This is a genomic window from Sphingobium sp. SG1 (genome assembly GCF_057063145.1).
This window is the reverse complement of the sequence record NZ_JBVVOJ010000001.1, coordinates 188,939-202,822: the sequence shown is the minus strand read 5'-3', so window position 1 is coordinate 202,822 and position 13,884 is coordinate 188,939. Positions and strand designations below refer to the sequence as shown.

26 protein-coding genes are annotated in these 13,884 nt (G+C 55.3%); 19 read left to right on the top strand and 7 right to left on the bottom strand.

All coding sequences use genetic code 11. From position 1 onward, the window contains the following. Positions 1 to 22 precede the first annotated feature (22 nt). On the bottom strand, positions 23 to 319 hold the full coding sequence (locus AC0KVN_RS01085; RefSeq protein ID WP_483655294.1) for a hypothetical protein: 297 nt from the start codon (positions 317 to 319) through the stop codon (positions 23 to 25). A gap of 249 nt (positions 320 to 568) precedes the next feature. On the opposite strand from AC0KVN_RS01085, the gene AC0KVN_RS01080 reads away from it, so the two are divergent. The 3 genes from AC0KVN_RS01080 to AC0KVN_RS01070 all read left to right on the top strand — a co-directional run bounded on the left by AC0KVN_RS01080 (position 569) and on the right by AC0KVN_RS01070 (position 2,396). Then, positions 569 to 1,066 (top strand): outer membrane protein, encoded by a 498-nt coding sequence (locus AC0KVN_RS01080; RefSeq protein WP_483655293.1) that lies wholly within the window; start codon positions 569 to 571, stop codon positions 1,064 to 1,066. Between the two features lie 81 nt (positions 1,067 to 1,147). Beyond that, positions 1,148 to 1,633 carry a hypothetical protein gene (locus AC0KVN_RS01075; protein WP_483655292.1) on the top strand — a complete coding sequence of 162 codons (486 nt, stop codon included), beginning with the start codon at positions 1,148 to 1,150 and terminating at the stop codon, positions 1,631 to 1,633. A gap of 7 nt (positions 1,634 to 1,640) precedes the next feature. Further along, on the top strand, positions 1,641 to 2,396 hold the full coding sequence (locus AC0KVN_RS01070) for a hypothetical protein (protein ID WP_483655291.1): 756 nt from the start codon (positions 1,641 to 1,643) through the stop codon (positions 2,394 to 2,396). 3 nt (positions 2,397 to 2,399) lie between these two features. Here the strand turns inward: AC0KVN_RS01070 and AC0KVN_RS01065 are convergent, their stop codons facing one another. The 4 genes from AC0KVN_RS01065 to AC0KVN_RS01050 all read right to left on the bottom strand — a co-directional run bounded on the left by AC0KVN_RS01065 (position 2,400) and on the right by AC0KVN_RS01050 (position 4,183). Next, on the bottom strand, positions 2,400 to 2,909 hold the full coding sequence (locus AC0KVN_RS01065) for a hypothetical protein (protein WP_483655290.1): 510 nt from the start codon (positions 2,907 to 2,909) through the stop codon (positions 2,400 to 2,402). Further along, positions 2,909 to 3,166 (bottom strand): hypothetical protein, encoded by a 258-nt coding sequence (locus tag AC0KVN_RS01060; protein ID WP_483655289.1) that lies wholly within the window; start codon positions 3,164 to 3,166, stop codon positions 2,909 to 2,911. The genes AC0KVN_RS01065 and AC0KVN_RS01060 overlap by 1 nt, the downstream gene beginning before the upstream one ends. Before the next feature lie 11 nt (positions 3,167 to 3,177). Continuing rightward, entirely contained in the window at positions 3,178 to 3,357 is a 180-nt protein-coding gene (locus tag AC0KVN_RS01055) for a hypothetical protein (protein ID WP_483655288.1), read from the bottom strand. Between the two features lie 520 nt (positions 3,358 to 3,877). Further along, the gene (locus tag AC0KVN_RS01050) at positions 3,878 to 4,183 is read right to left on the bottom strand and encodes a hypothetical protein (protein ID WP_483655287.1); all 306 of its coding nucleotides are present in this window, start codon (positions 4,181 to 4,183) and stop codon (positions 3,878 to 3,880) included. 86 nt (positions 4,184 to 4,269) lie between these two features. Here AC0KVN_RS01050 and AC0KVN_RS01045 point away from each other — a divergent pair, with 86 nt between their 5' ends. From AC0KVN_RS01045 to AC0KVN_RS00985, 13 genes are all read left to right on the top strand, one after another. Beyond that, on the top strand, positions 4,270 to 5,016 hold the full coding sequence (locus AC0KVN_RS01045) for a hypothetical protein (RefSeq protein WP_483655286.1): 747 nt from the start codon (positions 4,270 to 4,272) through the stop codon (positions 5,014 to 5,016). Between the two features lie 49 nt (positions 5,017 to 5,065). Next, the gene (locus AC0KVN_RS01040; protein WP_483655285.1) at positions 5,066 to 5,248 is read left to right on the top strand and encodes a hypothetical protein; all 183 of its coding nucleotides are present in this window, start codon (positions 5,066 to 5,068) and stop codon (positions 5,246 to 5,248) included. Positions 5,249 to 5,258: 10 nt separating this feature from the next. Further along, the gene (locus AC0KVN_RS01035) at positions 5,259 to 5,414 is read left to right on the top strand and encodes a hypothetical protein (protein WP_483655284.1); all 156 of its coding nucleotides are present in this window, start codon (positions 5,259 to 5,261) and stop codon (positions 5,412 to 5,414) included. Continuing rightward, positions 5,414 to 5,611, top strand: a complete 198-nt coding sequence (locus AC0KVN_RS01030; protein ID WP_483655283.1) for a hypothetical protein — start codon at positions 5,414 to 5,416, stop codon at positions 5,609 to 5,611. The genes AC0KVN_RS01035 and AC0KVN_RS01030 overlap by 1 nt, the downstream gene beginning before the upstream one ends. 60 nt (positions 5,612 to 5,671) lie before the next feature. Further along, positions 5,672 to 6,088 (top strand): hypothetical protein, encoded by a 417-nt coding sequence (locus AC0KVN_RS01025; protein ID WP_483655282.1) that lies wholly within the window; start codon positions 5,672 to 5,674, stop codon positions 6,086 to 6,088. A gap of 37 nt (positions 6,089 to 6,125) precedes the next feature. After that, a complete protein-coding gene (locus tag AC0KVN_RS01020) occupies positions 6,126 to 6,842 on the top strand; it encodes a hypothetical protein (RefSeq protein ID WP_483655281.1) in 717 nt (238 codons plus the stop codon). 214 nt (positions 6,843 to 7,056) lie between these two features. Beyond that, the gene (locus tag AC0KVN_RS01015) at positions 7,057 to 7,602 is read left to right on the top strand and encodes a twin-arginine translocation signal domain-containing protein (protein WP_483655280.1); all 546 of its coding nucleotides are present in this window, start codon (positions 7,057 to 7,059) and stop codon (positions 7,600 to 7,602) included. Continuing rightward, on the top strand, positions 7,599 to 8,018 hold the full coding sequence (locus tag AC0KVN_RS01010) for a hypothetical protein (protein WP_483655279.1): 420 nt from the start codon (positions 7,599 to 7,601) through the stop codon (positions 8,016 to 8,018). Before AC0KVN_RS01015 ends, AC0KVN_RS01010 begins: the two co-directional genes overlap by 4 nt. Then, the gene (locus AC0KVN_RS01005; protein ID WP_483655278.1) at positions 8,015 to 8,560 is read left to right on the top strand and encodes a hypothetical protein; all 546 of its coding nucleotides are present in this window, start codon (positions 8,015 to 8,017) and stop codon (positions 8,558 to 8,560) included. The genes AC0KVN_RS01010 and AC0KVN_RS01005 overlap by 4 nt, the downstream gene beginning before the upstream one ends. Continuing rightward, positions 8,557 to 9,015, top strand: coding sequence for a hypothetical protein (locus AC0KVN_RS01000; RefSeq protein ID WP_483655277.1), 459 nt, complete (start codon positions 8,557 to 8,559; stop codon positions 9,013 to 9,015). Before AC0KVN_RS01005 ends, AC0KVN_RS01000 begins: the two co-directional genes overlap by 4 nt. Next, entirely contained in the window at positions 9,015 to 9,407 is a 393-nt protein-coding gene (locus tag AC0KVN_RS00995; RefSeq protein ID WP_483655276.1) for a hypothetical protein, read from the top strand. The genes AC0KVN_RS01000 and AC0KVN_RS00995 overlap by 1 nt, the downstream gene beginning before the upstream one ends. A 13-nt stretch (positions 9,408 to 9,420) precedes the next feature. Beyond that, the gene (locus tag AC0KVN_RS00990; RefSeq protein WP_483655275.1) at positions 9,421 to 9,825 is read left to right on the top strand and encodes a hypothetical protein; all 405 of its coding nucleotides are present in this window, start codon (positions 9,421 to 9,423) and stop codon (positions 9,823 to 9,825) included. Between the two features lie 81 nt (positions 9,826 to 9,906). Continuing rightward, positions 9,907 to 10,587, top strand: a complete 681-nt coding sequence (locus AC0KVN_RS00985) for an NAD-dependent deacylase (RefSeq protein WP_483655274.1) — start codon at positions 9,907 to 9,909, stop codon at positions 10,585 to 10,587. A 27-nt stretch (positions 10,588 to 10,614) separates the two neighbouring features. Here the strand turns inward: AC0KVN_RS00985 and AC0KVN_RS00980 are convergent, their stop codons facing one another. Further along, positions 10,615 to 10,962: a hypothetical protein gene (locus AC0KVN_RS00980; RefSeq protein WP_483655273.1), complete on the bottom strand. Its 348-nt coding sequence runs from the start codon at positions 10,960 to 10,962 to the stop codon at positions 10,615 to 10,617. Between the two features lie 5 nt (positions 10,963 to 10,967). Further along, complete coding sequence (locus AC0KVN_RS00975) at positions 10,968 to 11,312, bottom strand: hypothetical protein (RefSeq protein ID WP_483655272.1); 345 nt, start codon at positions 11,310 to 11,312, stop codon at positions 10,968 to 10,970. Between the two features lie 122 nt (positions 11,313 to 11,434). On the opposite strand from AC0KVN_RS00975, the gene AC0KVN_RS00970 reads away from it, so the two are divergent. The 3 genes from AC0KVN_RS00970 (at position 11,435) to AC0KVN_RS00960 (ending at position 13,880) form a co-directional block, all read left to right on the top strand. Further along, positions 11,435 to 12,013 (top strand): hypothetical protein, encoded by a 579-nt coding sequence (locus AC0KVN_RS00970; RefSeq protein ID WP_483655271.1) that lies wholly within the window; start codon positions 11,435 to 11,437, stop codon positions 12,011 to 12,013. A 163-nt stretch (positions 12,014 to 12,176) separates the two neighbouring features. Next, positions 12,177 to 12,836 carry a hypothetical protein gene (locus tag AC0KVN_RS00965; RefSeq protein ID WP_483655270.1) on the top strand — a complete coding sequence of 220 codons (660 nt, stop codon included), beginning with the start codon at positions 12,177 to 12,179 and terminating at the stop codon, positions 12,834 to 12,836. 6 nt (positions 12,837 to 12,842) lie between these two features. Continuing rightward, on the top strand, positions 12,843 to 13,880 hold the full coding sequence (locus tag AC0KVN_RS00960; RefSeq protein WP_483655269.1) for a hypothetical protein: 1,038 nt from the start codon (positions 12,843 to 12,845) through the stop codon (positions 13,878 to 13,880). Positions 13,881 to 13,884 lie beyond the last annotated feature (4 nt).

The window sequence follows — 13,884 nt, the reverse complement described above, 5'->3', positions numbered from 1 at the left end:
GTCATCACCGGGGCCTTTCACTTCATGCGTTGCAGGGCAGATAGTCCTGAAGGAAATTGCAGATGTTCCAGTGGGCGTGGCTGTCTTCCGACATGCGATAGTGGAACGGGTAGATGGCTTCGGCAGGCTTGAATGTCAGGGTGCTGGGATCGGGCAAGTCGCGCACCCACTGCTTGACGTCGCCCCACGGGTCTTCCTTCGACAACGCTTCGAGATCGCACATGGCCTCGGCCGCGAATTCATTTCCCCGCTTCCAAAGACGAAAGCCACCAAGGGGATGATCTTTCTGTGCGACGAGTTCGATCTGGTCAGTCATCATGCGTCTCCAATCTAGGTGTTTGTGATGCCCTTGATTGTTCACCGATCCAGCGCCCTGTCAACGCTCCGTAAAAATAATTCTAAGCCATTACCACAATTAAGGCTGGACTTAATGCCGATCTAAGATCGGCACTTCAAAATAAGATTTGTTTTAATTTTGACACCCGCTGATCGTCCTCGCTAAACAGTGCATCTCAGTTAGAAACTGATTTGATAAAAACAGTATTTCATTGTTTGCATGAGGAATTTGATGAAGAATTTTGCAATCGCAGCCGTCGCTGCGCTGACCGCTCTGGTCGCCACCCCGGCAATGGCCGAAGATTTCACCGGTCCGCGCGTCGCCGCTGTTGCTGCCTATGACATCGTCGAAGGCAACGAGGGTCTGGCCTATGGTGTGAACGCCGGTTACGACATCGGCGTCGGCAACTATGTCGTCGGCCTGACCGGCGAGTTCACCTCGTCGACCACCGATGATGGTCTGGTCAACACCGGTCGTGATCTGTCGGCTGCTGTCCGCGTCGGCCGCAAGGTCACCGACAACGCCCTGCTGTTCGTCAGCGCTGGTTACACCAACGCTCGCTTCAAGGCTCTGGGTGATAAGGTCGACCTCGACGGCGTTCGCGTCGGCGCTGGTCTGGAACTGGCCCTGCCGGGTCCGTTCTACGCCACTGGCGAATATCGCTACTCCAACTATGAAGCGGGCGTTGAAGCGCATCGCGTTCAGGCTGGTCTGGGCGTCCGGTTCTGATCCGGTAGGGTCATTGCCTTTCTGAATGTGGATGAAGAAGGGAGTAGGGCCACGGCTCTGCTCCCTTTTTTATTGGGGTGCATGATGTTTAACAATTTGATCGAAAAGGCAATCACGCGGTTCATTCGTTGGGCGCGCGAACGAGGTGACGCACAGAACGTATATTCATTTGAGGGTGTTTACCAGTTCACGCGCTATGCGTTTTTCCGCCCCGATGAATGGCAGGATTCCCGGTGGGATCGCGAAGTCCATACGAAGCGACCGGAAGCGCTACCGTGGTGGTGCCCGTTCAACGCCTTTGTTCATTGCTGGAATCCCAAAGGGATGCCACAGGAGATGTTCCATGATCATCCCCGATGGTCGATCACCCTATGCCTGCGCGGGCGGCTAACCGAGATCACCCCATGGTCGCGCAGGGAGCTTCGCCGTGGGAGCATCGTCTTCCGATCGCACAAAGCCATTCATGCGTTTGAAGTTCCCGGATATGAAAGGGTTCCCACTTGGACGCTGTTCATCGTTGGGCGGCGGAAGCACGCGCAGAACACCTACCGGGTGACGCCACGTTAAATAGGGGATGCGCATTCACGAAATCATGCAGGAAGCTGCGGCCAAGGACGTCCTTGATGACATCGATGTATCAAAGGCTGCCATCCTATTCGTAAACCATGTCTACAGCAGCAACACGATCAGGTTCACGCAAGGCGGACTGAATTGCCCATATGTCTATCTGGGTGATTTGGGAGTGCCTGATCGCCTCGTGGGCGTGTATGTCATGATGGTGAAGAACTACGAGCATGCCGGTTCGATGGAACCACCCCAAAACGCGGGTGGCGGCTACAAAATATATCTACCGGTCACTGGATATGAAAAACATGACCTCGTGAGAAGCACCAACAACACCAAAATGATTGAAGTCCTGAAGCACGAGCTACATCATGTTCTCGATTATAAGCGGTTGCACAATCGCAATACGAAGAAGAATGATTACGATCCCGGCGAAGAGATGACGCCGGAATGGCGGTCGACCTATTACAACACGCCAACCGAATATAATTCCTATTTCTTCGGTCTTGCCTCTCCGTGGCTGAACCGCATTCGGGATATGCGCGATGATCCGGAAATGTTGGAACTCTATGATCCATTGAGCCGAGATTTCGTCACCGCGATGCGCGATCTTGTGAAGAAAGCCAGTCGTGGCGATCGGGCGGCCTATGAACATCTCAATCCTGAGATGAGACGTCACTTCATCAAACGCCTCTACGCTCTGTTCCAGCAATACTGGGGTGAGCATGACGGGATAGAAGGGGCGGCCGACCAGACCGCCCCCTGATAGTCAGGCCGCAACCGCCACACGCTCACCGATGCGTGCATTGCCATCGACGTCGATCTCCAGACGACAGTGGCGCAGCCTGATCATCCCCAATGTGGACCCTTCGGTGAGTTCCCGGCTGGACCATCCCACCGTGCAATCGACGTGGTGGACATAATAGGTCCGGCCCTTGGCTTTGATGACCCAACGCGGGATGGTGTCGGGATATTGCGTGTGCATTTTGTTGAAGTGGACGTCCACCGTAGCGCATCCATCCAGCATCAGCGGATATTGCGCAAAATGCTCAGCGAGACCGGCCCGGCGGGCGGCATCGCGCGCAGCCACATAGAGACGCTGAGCTTCGATCTTGGCTTCGGCACGATCGCGGAGCAGGTCGCGCGCTCGTTCCTTCATCCCGCCTGTCCAGCGCTTCTCCGCCCGTGCCTTCCGGATGACGATGGAAAGCGCCGCATAGGACGCCTTCCACTCTGCTACCCAAGCCATATATTCGGCCTTGTTGCTGAACTCGTCCATCACGCGGCCTCCTGCTCACGGTTGGCTGCGACCTGTTCGCGCATGCGTTCGGTCATTTCCGTCCGACGTTTCATCAACTGCCGGGCGTCGTTCCGCAGCATAGAGCGCTTCCACTGTGCGTTGCTGCGTTCACTTTCACCGGCTGCGGTCCGCATGGTGGAGCGCTGATCTCGAATCTGAGCGGTCAGCAGCGCATACTGGGTGCGCCATTCAGCGCGGGCGGCGAGGTAGGTTTCACGGCTATCAAAATCAAACATATCAAATACTCCTATTTCGAATTGAGAAGGGCGGTTTCCGCCAGTTCTTTGGTAGTGGGGCAGGTGGTTTCGGCGACGATCGCCTTGAGCACCGTTTTGAATTCATCGGCCCTGAGCCAGATGCGCATTCCGGCATCACGGCTTTCGGAGAGCATGCGCTCCAAGGTCGATATTCGCTGTTCAGTAATCATTGGGTGTTCCTCGAATTTTGCGTTTGGTGGGGGAGGGGTGCCGTCACGGAGGCCGGGCTCGACGTGTCGGGGACGCAAAAAAGCCGCCCATGAGCAAATGCCATAGACGGTTGAGGGCCATCACTGGGATGGCGTGACGCGAGGACGCAATCGTCCCTACGTTATAGGTGTCGGAGTGATGGTGCAGTTAGTGGAAAACGAAAGGCACGTCTGAAAATCCTAGACCAAGTTGTTGTCACAGATATTTAGTAACTGCGATCGCGTAGTTCAATATCTTTTCGAAAAATTAATGCGAGACTCTATCGGCGAGATTATCTGGTCGACCCTCTGCCTTTTTCCACTCTTCATAACCTTCTCTCGTATCGATGATCTTCGACACGAGGGGGGCGGACACACGGACGACCCGCGCGACATTGGCCATAGACCGTTCGGTCCCGATGTATAGAGACCAAATCTCTCTCACCAGTTCTTCGCGGGTATCGTATTTGCCAGTTGCGCGCGGGCGTCCCATTTCCGATCCTCAGTTGAGCGTCTGACGGCTCACATACTCGCTTTTGATTTCCGATGCACCCCGGCCTGTGAATTCGGCCCAGCACTCGAACAGCCACTTGCGCTCACGCGGACCAAGCTGGAGGTCTGACGGCATGAGATCAGTGCTGCTGAGCATGGCGGATGTGGTGAAGGCGGGGCCGTCGTAGAAGAGCATCGCGCTCTCCGGCGTTCGTCCGCCGATGAAGATGAAGGATTCGCCGCTGACGCTCTTGTGTTCGTCATAGTAGGAGAACGGTGTTGCGTCACGCGTGGCGGGGATTTGCTCCATACGCATATCAAATACCTCTCAATCAAATTTATCTATCGAATAACCATGGGTTACGGGATTGGTTTCCACCTCGTCAAGAGTATAAATATCGCATGAGAAACTTCATCGATATCGTCGAGGCCAGCCTTCCTCTCTACAAGGGCCAGATGGATGGAATTCGCGGTAGTTACGGTGCTTTCATCGTGACGATGGACCCGATGGATTTCCTCAAATTGACCACCCATGACGAGGCGGAACTCAAGCGCATCATGGACAAGCCGTTTCCGATGGATAACGATGAATATGCGGAAAAAGGCTATGAGACGGGGACACCCGGAAAGTTCCAGATGCCCTTCCTTAACGTGGAGTTTCCAAGCGGCCGTGTTACCGGTCATGAGGGCCGCCATCGCGCTGCTATGATTTATCGTCAGGGTGGGAAGTCACTTCCCGTGACGATCTACCCCAAGAGCGACACACAGGTGGTCGCGGTCCTGACCTATTACGATTGGGGTGATGATGACGATGATTACCGCCCCGACATCATCAAGAAGGTCGAGTTCCCGTCGTCGGAAGAAGCCTATGCCTATATCGACGAATTGGCAGCAGCATCAAAGAAAGCCAAAGATGCCGGTGATTATGATGATCCTGTTGCGAGCTTTGCGCGCGGCAAGGTGGAATATAGCGGGGGTGACAAGCTCAAGGGCGCGCCCGATCGCACGACCGATCCGTGGGAACCGGCGCGGTGGACGAAGGACGATTTCCCTGCACAACTTGTTGGTCAGTTCAATCCCTCCTATACCGTGGACCGTTCTCTGATCAAAATTGGGTTGGTGAAGGGATACCGTCACTTCAAGGATTGACAGCCTCATAAAAAGTAGTATGGTCAACTCCAACAGATGGAGTTCGGATATGTCGACCATGCGCGAGATCAAGATGAATGGTGAGCGTATCACCACACTGATGCCGGAAGATGATATGCTGGCTATGGTCCAGAACGTCACGCGCGAATTCGCCGACGAATGGCAGGTCGTCGAGGTGATCGACCTCGACAGTGGTAAGATCATTTTCACCGAAACCAATCCTGACATCTGAGGAAGATCACATGGCACGCGAACGCACTCTCGGAACCCTTGCTCACGGCGACATCGAGGTCGTCGAGACCGACAGCGGCAACATCATCCTGCGCGGTCCGCACGGCGACGCCATCATGCTGACGCGCAACGACGTGGACGATCTCGTCCTGATGACGGAGGATTGATGATGCAGATCGAAGTCGGCAAGACCTATCAGGGGTCATCGGGTAAGAAGCGTCGGGTGCTTAGCCATGGCGCATCGATCGACTATGTCGTATGGGGCGACCCGAAATATTCTCTGCCGCTGGGCGGCTTTCATGGCCCGATCCGTTGCACCAAGACCAAGTCATTCGAGAAATGGGCAGTGGCTGAGGTTGTTTAATATTGCGGTCGATCATCGCTAACAATTACGGATGGCTCTGACTTAGGTTGGAGCCATTTTGTGTTGGATTTTGGTTTTGCTGCTGCCGTTCATAGCGGCCTCCAGATTTTCGAGAATATGAGTCGCCGCACGGGACGTTCCACCGATCTGGTGCGTCATGCCCGTAAGGGTGATGCGATCGTGGTCAAATGCTCAAAGGACAAAGCTCACGTCCAGCACCTGCTTTACGAGCAGAAGAAACATCAAGATGTGGCGGTCTGGATTATGAACCCTGAGCGCCAACTCATCGGCCAGCGCGGGACCATCCCCACAGGTGTCGTTCATTTCGACCACCGGTTCATAGAGGCGTTCTGGATTTCGCGCATGGCAAAGGCCGAAAGCGAACTCAAGTGTGCGCATGAAGCCATGTCGAAGCTTTATTTACGTGACGCCGATAGAGATCGTCTCGTTGGCCATTTTGGTGTTGACCTCGACTAACCAATCTCATAAAAGGTGGTAACGAAGGAGATTACTCATGACGCGTTTCGTCGACGACACCCCTGATACCGAGCCCCAGTATGAGACCCATCCCTCCTATGGAATGATCTCGGTCAATCGTCGCCAGAGCAGCGGAACGCGCCTGTTCGGCGTCGACTATCCGCAGGGTCACCTTGTCGCCATCACGATCAAGGGCGGTCGGATCAAGCGCGAAGGCGGCAGCGAATGGTTCTACGGTGACAACGAGATCATCGAGATCGAAATGTCCGAAGTGCAGTATGCCCGGATGATTTCCGCACCCAATACAGGCGGCGTCGCCTGCACGCTGCGTCACGGTTTCACTGATGGGTTCAAGCGTTTCGAGAACCCTCCCGAACATATGGTCGATGAACAGGCCATCCGCGACGATATCAAATCGCTGGCCAACAAAGCGTCGGGGAACTTCGACCATGTCGCGGAGATGCTTCGCGGTTTCATTAAGGACAAGCCGCCTTCGAAGGCACAGTTGCGCGAAATGCTCGGCTGGATCGAGCAGGGGCAGCAGGGGTTGAACTCCGATCTCCCCTATGCCGTGCAACAGGCTGATGAGAAGGTGACCAAGGTCGTCAATGCGGCAAAGACTGAGATCGACGCGCATCTCCAGTATACGTTGGCCGAAATGGGTCGCGAAAGCGTTCGTGAACGCATCGCATCGGGTGAAAGCATTCCGCTTCGTCTCGGCTTCGGTGGCAACAGCGAGGAAGCAGGAGAATGAACGCGTCTCTGACGCCTCGCTGGCCGCGCCGCTGCATGCTCGGTTGGTCGGAATATTGGGGCGATCATGACGGCGTCCGCGCTTTCCATTTCCTCTGGATCAGGTGCTGGCGCTCGACATTTGTTCATTCGACGGCGTGGTTGGACTGAACGCTCTGGACTTCTCGTGACAATCGATTAGGCACGGGTCCGATTTGATAGAAGGGAATTTGATAATGGATCGTCGTGGTTTCCTCGCGGCTTCGGCCGCCACCGTGGTTGCCGCCATCGCGCCGGGTACGCTTCATGCGTTCGAAGTGCCGTCGAACATCGTCTGGGGCGCAGGGACGCTGGAGAACCGTTTCGCGCCGCTCGTAGCCGACTGGTGCAAGAAGCAGATCGAAGGCGGCATCCTCTACACGCGCGGGGACGAAATCGGTTTTGGCTACACCGTGAAGCTGGAAAACCCCACCTTCGTGATCAAAATGGGTAAGCCGCTGCACAACTGGATTGTCGGCGGTTATGCAAATCAGGAAGACGGTCCGCAGATCGATGTCTACGAACATGGGGTTCATATCGTCTCCACGTCTATCGGTGTGTCGGACGGGTACGAGGAATATTTCAAATCCGGAGCAATCGACAATCCGGGCGATTTCGTGCGCGCTCCATCACTTACCTATGATGAGCAGAAGCTCCTCAAGGATCGGCTTCCGAAGGAGCACTTCGGCATGGACATGAGGTGGCTGGAACGCACGATCGCGCGTGAAAAGGCTGCGGCATGACGTTCGGCGGCCCCGATCCTGCTCTCGATCGTCAACGCCGGAAGATGGCGCTGAACGGCGACTATCCCCGTGAGGCGGCCGTAACATCACGGCTGTTTGATCCTGCTGACATCGAGGGGATCACGGAAACGGGCCGCCGCCTCACCGAGACGATGAACGATGTCATTGCAGCAGCGAGTGATGATGTCGACAGCGTGGTCGATCCAGCCGAAACCAAGACGTGGACGACTTTTATTCCCGGTGCCTATGGTGGCTATTATGCTGGTGCTGCCGTTGGTTGGGGCAGGCATGGGGCCGCGAGCTATAGCCCCGACATTGCCGCCGCAAAACTGATGACGAAGGCCGCCGCCATCGAGTTCCGGAAAGTCTGGGGCGGAAAGGTCGTCAGGATCGTAGACGGGAAGGTCGTGAAATGAGCGCAGAGACGATCATTGCTTCGTATGAGGTGAGCGAATGGAGCCAGCGCGCACCAATGCGCGAACTTGCATCGGGCGAGGCTGAACGTCTCTTCCGGGAAACAGGGGTCCCACACAAATACCGTTGGGACAAAGAGACCCAAAGCTATCTGGTCATCAAACCTGCCTTTGCGCCGCCCACGCGACCTTGGGATATGGACGAGAACCGCCCTGACCGCCTGCCAGTGATAGGCAATCCGGAGGCACGCTATGTGGCCCCTGAAGACCTGCTGGTTGCAGCGGCTTCGCTCTCAATCACCCATTGGGTCACTGCGCGCCAGTCGGTCCGTAATGGTAATGCTTTCCGTAAGGATTTACAGATCGCATTGGATGCCCAGTATGGACCGGGATATTTCTGGGCCTTCAATCATGGTGACCGGGTTTCGGTCCAGTGTCGACATCCCTACTATGATGATAGCGCCGACCCGTATCTGCTTGGCATTTCCTGCGAGGGTGCTTGTGGTCACCCCAAATGCCCGAAGTGCGAAGGAAAGACGTCATGACGCAAGACCAAACAATCTATGAAATAGTTGTCCGTCTGGAAACCAAGGACTGCCTACCACCGGATAAAAACGGTGTGGAAAGCTGCCCGCGCCTTCGCAACCCGGATGGCCCGGCGGCTATCATGGTTCTTCGCGAGCTTCGGGCAGAAATTTTGGCGCTGCGCGAGGCGCTCCATGACGCGATCAATCGCCCCATGGGCGTGGTCCCGTTTACGGCCGATCGGTTCTACGATCCCAAGCGCGCAGCGGTCCGTTCGGAGGATACGCCGGTGGATGTGGTCTACCGGAAATATTTCGAGAGCGCCAACCCTCGCACCGATCCTGAGTTGCGATCGAGCTATCTCTATGATCATTACCAACGAGGGCAGGCCGGTATCATGAAGCCTGACCGAGGGGCGCGATATGCGCTGGCAGCATGGCGTGCCGGTCGCGACCGCAAGAAAGCGGACGGCTGATGCGGCGGTATGACATATGGTCGAGCTATCCCTACAACCGCTATGGGAATGCGATCGTTCTAACGCGTTTTCCCAGTTCGGAATGGATGGATCAGAACCTCGTTGCGTCTCTGGAGAAGTGGGACAACAATGATGGTATGGGGGAGCCTGTTTTCGTCTGCCACATGATCGGATTCCAAAGCTGGAAGACCGAGGACGGCTTGGTCATGATCAGTTTCCATGACCCGGAAAACCGCCTCCGCGTGCTCAAGCTGGCCCCGGAGTTGGTCGTCGAGGCCGATCCGTTTGGACCCGACGTTTGTCCGCGCTGTGATGGTCGCGCACTGACGTTTATGGAATGGGTTCGCGGCTTCACATGGAAGTGGTTTGGGTCTACCACTTCATCAAACTAAAGCAGAGGTCACCATGTCAGCCGCCACATTGAAACTGGGCACCGATACCGGCATGGATGCTGCGACTATCAAATATTTCGATTTTCTTCGAGATAGCTGCGGTTATGTGATGGTCGTTCCTGCTGGTCCCGGTCGTTGGGCCGGGGTCATGCGGTTGATCGCACACTGGACCATGCACGAGGGTCGGATCGGTGACATGCGTGGCCACGATCGTCGCTTTTGCTATCAGACGTTTGATCTGGCGCTAGAGGCTATGGCGGAGTGGGCCGCGCGCGAATTCGATGGCGAGCCGACTTTCTGGCACAAAGACCCCTACACCAACCGCAGTCGCATCAATGGCGACCCTGAGCTTGAATATGAGCACGGGAATTATGCCGATGAACTGCGCGCTCGCGCCAAAATGAACCAGCGTCCGTGATCCCGATCGGGAACATTTAGGCCCGAATATCCCATTTGATAACGGAATGTTCCCGATCGGGAACATCGATTTGAGAGACATATGAGAAACATCGTTATCCTGACCGGCGCAGGCATATCCGCCGAAAGCGGTATCCCGACATTCCGTGACGCCAATGGCCTGTGGGAAGGCCATGACATCGACGAGGTCTGCACCCTCGATGCCTACGCGCGCAACCCCACGATCGTCCACCAGTTCTATGATGCTCGCAGGCTTGCGCTTGCGGCCGTGGAGCCGAATGCAGCGCATTACGCTCTTGCGATGCTGGAGCGAGAGTGGGAGGGCAATTTCGTCATCGTGACGCAGAACGTCGATGATCTGCATGAGCGCGCTGGCAGCCAGAACGTCATCCACATGCACGGAGCGCTGCGCTCGGCTATCTGTGGAGGGTGCGTCGAGAGCGTGTTCTGGGATGATGTCCTGCCAGTGGGTGCGGAATGCACTTCCTGCGGAGAGCCGTCTATGCGCCCCAACGTGGTGTTTTTTCAGGAAATACCGTATCATCAGGCGAAGATTGCGGCAGCGATCGCCGATGCTGATATTTTCGTCTCCATCGGGACATCCGGGGTGGTCTATCCAGCCGCCGGATATGTCCAGAGTGCCCGCTCGCAGGGCGCACGCACGATCGAGGTGAACCTAGCGCCGACCGGAAATTCCCATTTTGGCGAAGTGATCTCAGGCCCGGCATCATCAGGCGTTCAAGAACTGATCGATATCCTATAGAAAGGGGCGCTAATGCGCCCCTTTCTTTTACCAATCTGGTTTCCTCGGTCTGGAGTCCAGAGAATATCTGTATCCCATCTTTTGGCCATCTTTGCGCGAACGAAACATGAAATGTTTCCGTACATAGAAATGAGTAGTCCACCCATTCACCTCATCAACCAGCGCTTCGTTGTCCGACTGGATTGCCTTTGCGCACGCCTTCCACTCATCTCGATACGCGATCAGAAAGTAGAAATTCTGGCACGTAGCGAGGAAGACAATGAACCAAAACAGCGCACCCACAGTCGCCGCCGCGACATACCATGGGTAGCTCAAGAGCATGATCACAATGATCACGCCAAAGATGCTCAGGAAAGTGCGCTGAAGATCGTTCATCGCGATTAGTCCGCAGAACCGGTGAGGCTCACGGTTGTTGCCAGCAGATTACCGTTGAGGTCGTAACCAATGGTGGTGATGATGTCCGAGCGCGGATTCACCAACACGGGCGTTTTGTTCAGGGCGAAAACGTCGATCTCCACTCCATTGTCGTCTGCACGTCCCTGATAGAACATTTCTTCATGCTCTTTCATGTAGGCGATGATGTTGGGGCCGACGACGTGGAGGATATGATGCTCAAGGGGGGCTGCCACCGTATAGATTGCTGCCATCAACCCGTCAGGCGCATCAACGTGGCACTCCCCGGTATTGACGACATTGATATGTTCGGAAAGATCAATCAGGTTCATAATAGGTTCCACATTTAGTTACGTTATTTTACCTCCGCGTCCTGCGAGTTATCAAATTAAATATCGACGCGCGCAATCGGTCGTTGAAAAAGTTATATTTTGGATCGCAACTAAATACGTGCATGCGATATAGTGACATTGTCGAAAGCATCATCGATTTTGAGGCGTTCAGAAAACGCGACATCAATCATGAGTTCTTCAGAAGTGCCATGATGGGTAAAGACAACCCCGAACTGATGCGAATTTTTGGCGATATAGCGGAAGATGCGAAATCAAACGCTCACCGCTCTTTGTTGAACCAATTTCAGGTCGATATCAACGGATATGGTCACCCATTTTTAGATGCGTATGGGGTGCGTGCCGATTATCGTGGAACAGACTGGTATGCCGAAATCCCGACCGAATATGGCGTGCCGAGAATCTGGCCGCACAGCCGTCCACGTTATAATGGACCGCAGTTTTTGCATAAAGTGTCGATCAGCTATAAGGAAACAGCCAATTCAAGCCGAGGTCCAGCCAGTATCTGGTATTTCGAGACACCAAGCGGATGGAAGCCATCCGTCGCCGATGTCCTCTATAGGCATAAAGTCGACGGCGACCTTGAACAGTTCGTTCGGGACATCAAGAACAAACTCGCAGATGCTGGTGAGAAATTGGTGCGCGACCGCCGATCATCCATGCACGTCGTTCGGGAAGATTAGCCGTGAGACCGGTATGGTTTCATAAGAGATGTATTGTTTTAATATATTGAAGTTCCGAAATCCACTCAGCTAAATAATTCCAGCACATGGAATTGGTCCATGCGCGTGGCAGGCAGAAGCCCTTGCACGTAGGCAAGGCAGTAAGACCTGCGTGGAGAAAGGAATGACTAAACGCTCGAAGGGGCGCGCCACGGCTATTGTCGCGGAAGCTCCTACTTTTATTGAACTTATTCTTGATGAAACAGGTTCGATGGGATCGTATCGAAATCAGGCCATCGGTGGCTTCAATGATTTCCTCAAGGAACAACAGGCTCAGCCCGGCGAATGCGCCCTCACGCTGACCAAGTTCCACACCGGACGAACCCGCACCCCATATGTCGATCTGGACATCCAGATTGTCCCCAAGCTCAATACCAAGACTTACGCACCCGGTGGTGGCACCAACCTCTATGACACGATCGCCTCGCGGATCGCGCAGTTGGACGAACGGCTCGCCGCGATAGATGGTCCTGCGAATGTCGTTGTGATCGTCATGACGGACGGTCAGGACACCAGCAGCGTCCTCAACGCAGGTCATATTGCGGAATTGATCGCACAACGAATGCAGCGCGGATGGACGTTTGTCTATCTGGGTGCGTTTCATGGTGCCGAACAGGCTGGCCTCAACATGGGCTTCCCCAAGGGAAACATCCGATCATTTGCCGCCGCTGTCATGGAAGAAACCATGCACCAGACAGCCATGGCCACCACAGCATATCGAGCCGCGCGCGCATCGGGCGAAATCGCCACCGGCACGACCTCGACGACGTATTTCACGGAGTAATTTGAGATGAAGAACCAGAATATCGAAATGAATGTCCTGATCAAGGGCAAGAAGGCAGCGACTGAATATCGTTCGCCGCGCAACAACAAGCTCTACATCGAAGGCCGTGACGGGTCCGAGTTTGAGATTGAAGTTCGCAACAACAATCCATTCCGCATCGAAGCGGTGATTGCCGTCGACGGTATCTCGATCACCGATGGCGAGGAAGCCGGTCTGGAGAGCCGTGGTTTCGTCGTGGAGGCCAATGACGCCATCGTCATTCCGGGTTGGAAGCTCGATGGCGCATCGGCCGCCAAGTTCCAGTTCTCTGGTCACAAGGGCGGCTCCTATGCCGAAGCCGTCACCGGTAGCCCGGCGAACAAAGGTGTGATCGGCATCATGGCCTTCGAGGATGCTTCGGCGCGCTTCGTCACCCTGAACCAGAACCCTTCATACACCAAACTGGCAGGCACCACACCGCTGGGTAACTGGCGTTTGTTCAATGGGCCTCTCTGCGGTTCGGCTGGCCTGATTGTCGACGGCGCAGTCACGGCCGATAAGATTTCGGCCGGTTCAATTACGTCGACACAACTCAGCGCGAGCAGCGCTGCGCAAACCGCTACTAACGCTGCCACTTGGACGTCGGTTGCCATGTGTTCTGCAAACTCGGCGTCGACGCATGCAACCATGGCCAGTTCGAGCGCTACCACGTCGGCCGCTAACTCGATGGCTGCCATGGAGGACTATTTCTTCTCAGTGTCGGATCAGGAACGTGGCAGTAATGTCAACTCCCTCTCGGAGGTCAAGCAGACGCTGGGGACCGCTTTTGGTGACGAGACCGAGTTCAAGACCACCGAGGTCAAGTTCGAGCGCGGTGACATGATCTGGATGGGTATGGTCTATTATGACGACAAGCGGGGCTTGGAAAAGCGCGGAATCCAGATCGTCAAGCCTTCGCGCCGCCGGGTCGACGAGGAGCCGCAGGCTTTCCCCGCGATGCAGTCCAAGGGTTGCACTCCGCCGCCGGGCTGGGAGCCCAACAAGCGGACCCGCAGGATGAAGTGATAGG

Bases quoted from the DNA above. Each gene is read 5' to 3' on its own strand.
- AC0KVN_RS01085 (WP_483655294.1), bottom strand. From the start codon at position 319: ATGATGACTGACCAGATCGAACTCGTCGCACAGAAAGATCATCCCCTT.
- AC0KVN_RS01080 (WP_483655293.1), top strand. From the start codon at position 569: ATGAAGAATTTTGCAATCGCAGCCGTCGCTGCGCTGACCGCTCTGGTC.
- AC0KVN_RS01075 (WP_483655292.1), top strand. From the start codon at position 1,148: ATGATGTTTAACAATTTGATCGAAAAGGCAATCACGCGGTTCATTCGT.
- AC0KVN_RS01070 (WP_483655291.1), top strand. From the start codon at position 1,641: ATGCGCATTCACGAAATCATGCAGGAAGCTGCGGCCAAGGACGTCCTT.
- AC0KVN_RS01065 (WP_483655290.1), bottom strand. From the start codon at position 2,909: ATGGACGAGTTCAGCAACAAGGCCGAATATATGGCTTGGGTAGCAGAG.
- AC0KVN_RS01060 (WP_483655289.1), bottom strand. From the start codon at position 3,166: ATGTTTGATTTTGATAGCCGTGAAACCTACCTCGCCGCCCGCGCTGAA.
- AC0KVN_RS01055 (WP_483655288.1), bottom strand. From the start codon at position 3,357: ATGATTACTGAACAGCGAATATCGACCTTGGAGCGCATGCTCTCCGAA.
- AC0KVN_RS01050 (WP_483655287.1), bottom strand. From the start codon at position 4,183: ATGCGTATGGAGCAAATCCCCGCCACGCGTGACGCAACACCGTTCTCC.
- AC0KVN_RS01045 (WP_483655286.1), top strand. From the start codon at position 4,270: ATGAGAAACTTCATCGATATCGTCGAGGCCAGCCTTCCTCTCTACAAG.
- AC0KVN_RS01040 (WP_483655285.1), top strand. From the start codon at position 5,066: ATGTCGACCATGCGCGAGATCAAGATGAATGGTGAGCGTATCACCACA.
- AC0KVN_RS01035 (WP_483655284.1), top strand. From the start codon at position 5,259: ATGGCACGCGAACGCACTCTCGGAACCCTTGCTCACGGCGACATCGAG.
- AC0KVN_RS01030 (WP_483655283.1), top strand. From the start codon at position 5,414: ATGATGCAGATCGAAGTCGGCAAGACCTATCAGGGGTCATCGGGTAAG.
- AC0KVN_RS01020 (WP_483655281.1), top strand. From the start codon at position 6,126: ATGACGCGTTTCGTCGACGACACCCCTGATACCGAGCCCCAGTATGAG.
- AC0KVN_RS01015 (WP_483655280.1), top strand. From the start codon at position 7,057: ATGGATCGTCGTGGTTTCCTCGCGGCTTCGGCCGCCACCGTGGTTGCC.
- AC0KVN_RS01010 (WP_483655279.1), top strand. From the start codon at position 7,599: ATGACGTTCGGCGGCCCCGATCCTGCTCTCGATCGTCAACGCCGGAAG.
- AC0KVN_RS01005 (WP_483655278.1), top strand. From the start codon at position 8,015: ATGAGCGCAGAGACGATCATTGCTTCGTATGAGGTGAGCGAATGGAGC.
- AC0KVN_RS01000 (WP_483655277.1), top strand. From the start codon at position 8,557: ATGACGCAAGACCAAACAATCTATGAAATAGTTGTCCGTCTGGAAACC.
- AC0KVN_RS00995 (WP_483655276.1), top strand. From the start codon at position 9,015: ATGCGGCGGTATGACATATGGTCGAGCTATCCCTACAACCGCTATGGG.
- AC0KVN_RS00990 (WP_483655275.1), top strand. From the start codon at position 9,421: ATGTCAGCCGCCACATTGAAACTGGGCACCGATACCGGCATGGATGCT.
- AC0KVN_RS00985 (WP_483655274.1), top strand. From the start codon at position 9,907: ATGAGAAACATCGTTATCCTGACCGGCGCAGGCATATCCGCCGAAAGC.
- AC0KVN_RS00980 (WP_483655273.1), bottom strand. From the start codon at position 10,962: ATGAACGATCTTCAGCGCACTTTCCTGAGCATCTTTGGCGTGATCATT.
- AC0KVN_RS00975 (WP_483655272.1), bottom strand. From the start codon at position 11,312: ATGAACCTGATTGATCTTTCCGAACATATCAATGTCGTCAATACCGGG.
- AC0KVN_RS00970 (WP_483655271.1), top strand. From the start codon at position 11,435: ATGCGATATAGTGACATTGTCGAAAGCATCATCGATTTTGAGGCGTTC.
- AC0KVN_RS00965 (WP_483655270.1), top strand. From the start codon at position 12,177: ATGACTAAACGCTCGAAGGGGCGCGCCACGGCTATTGTCGCGGAAGCT.
- AC0KVN_RS00960 (WP_483655269.1), top strand. From the start codon at position 12,843: ATGAAGAACCAGAATATCGAAATGAATGTCCTGATCAAGGGCAAGAAG.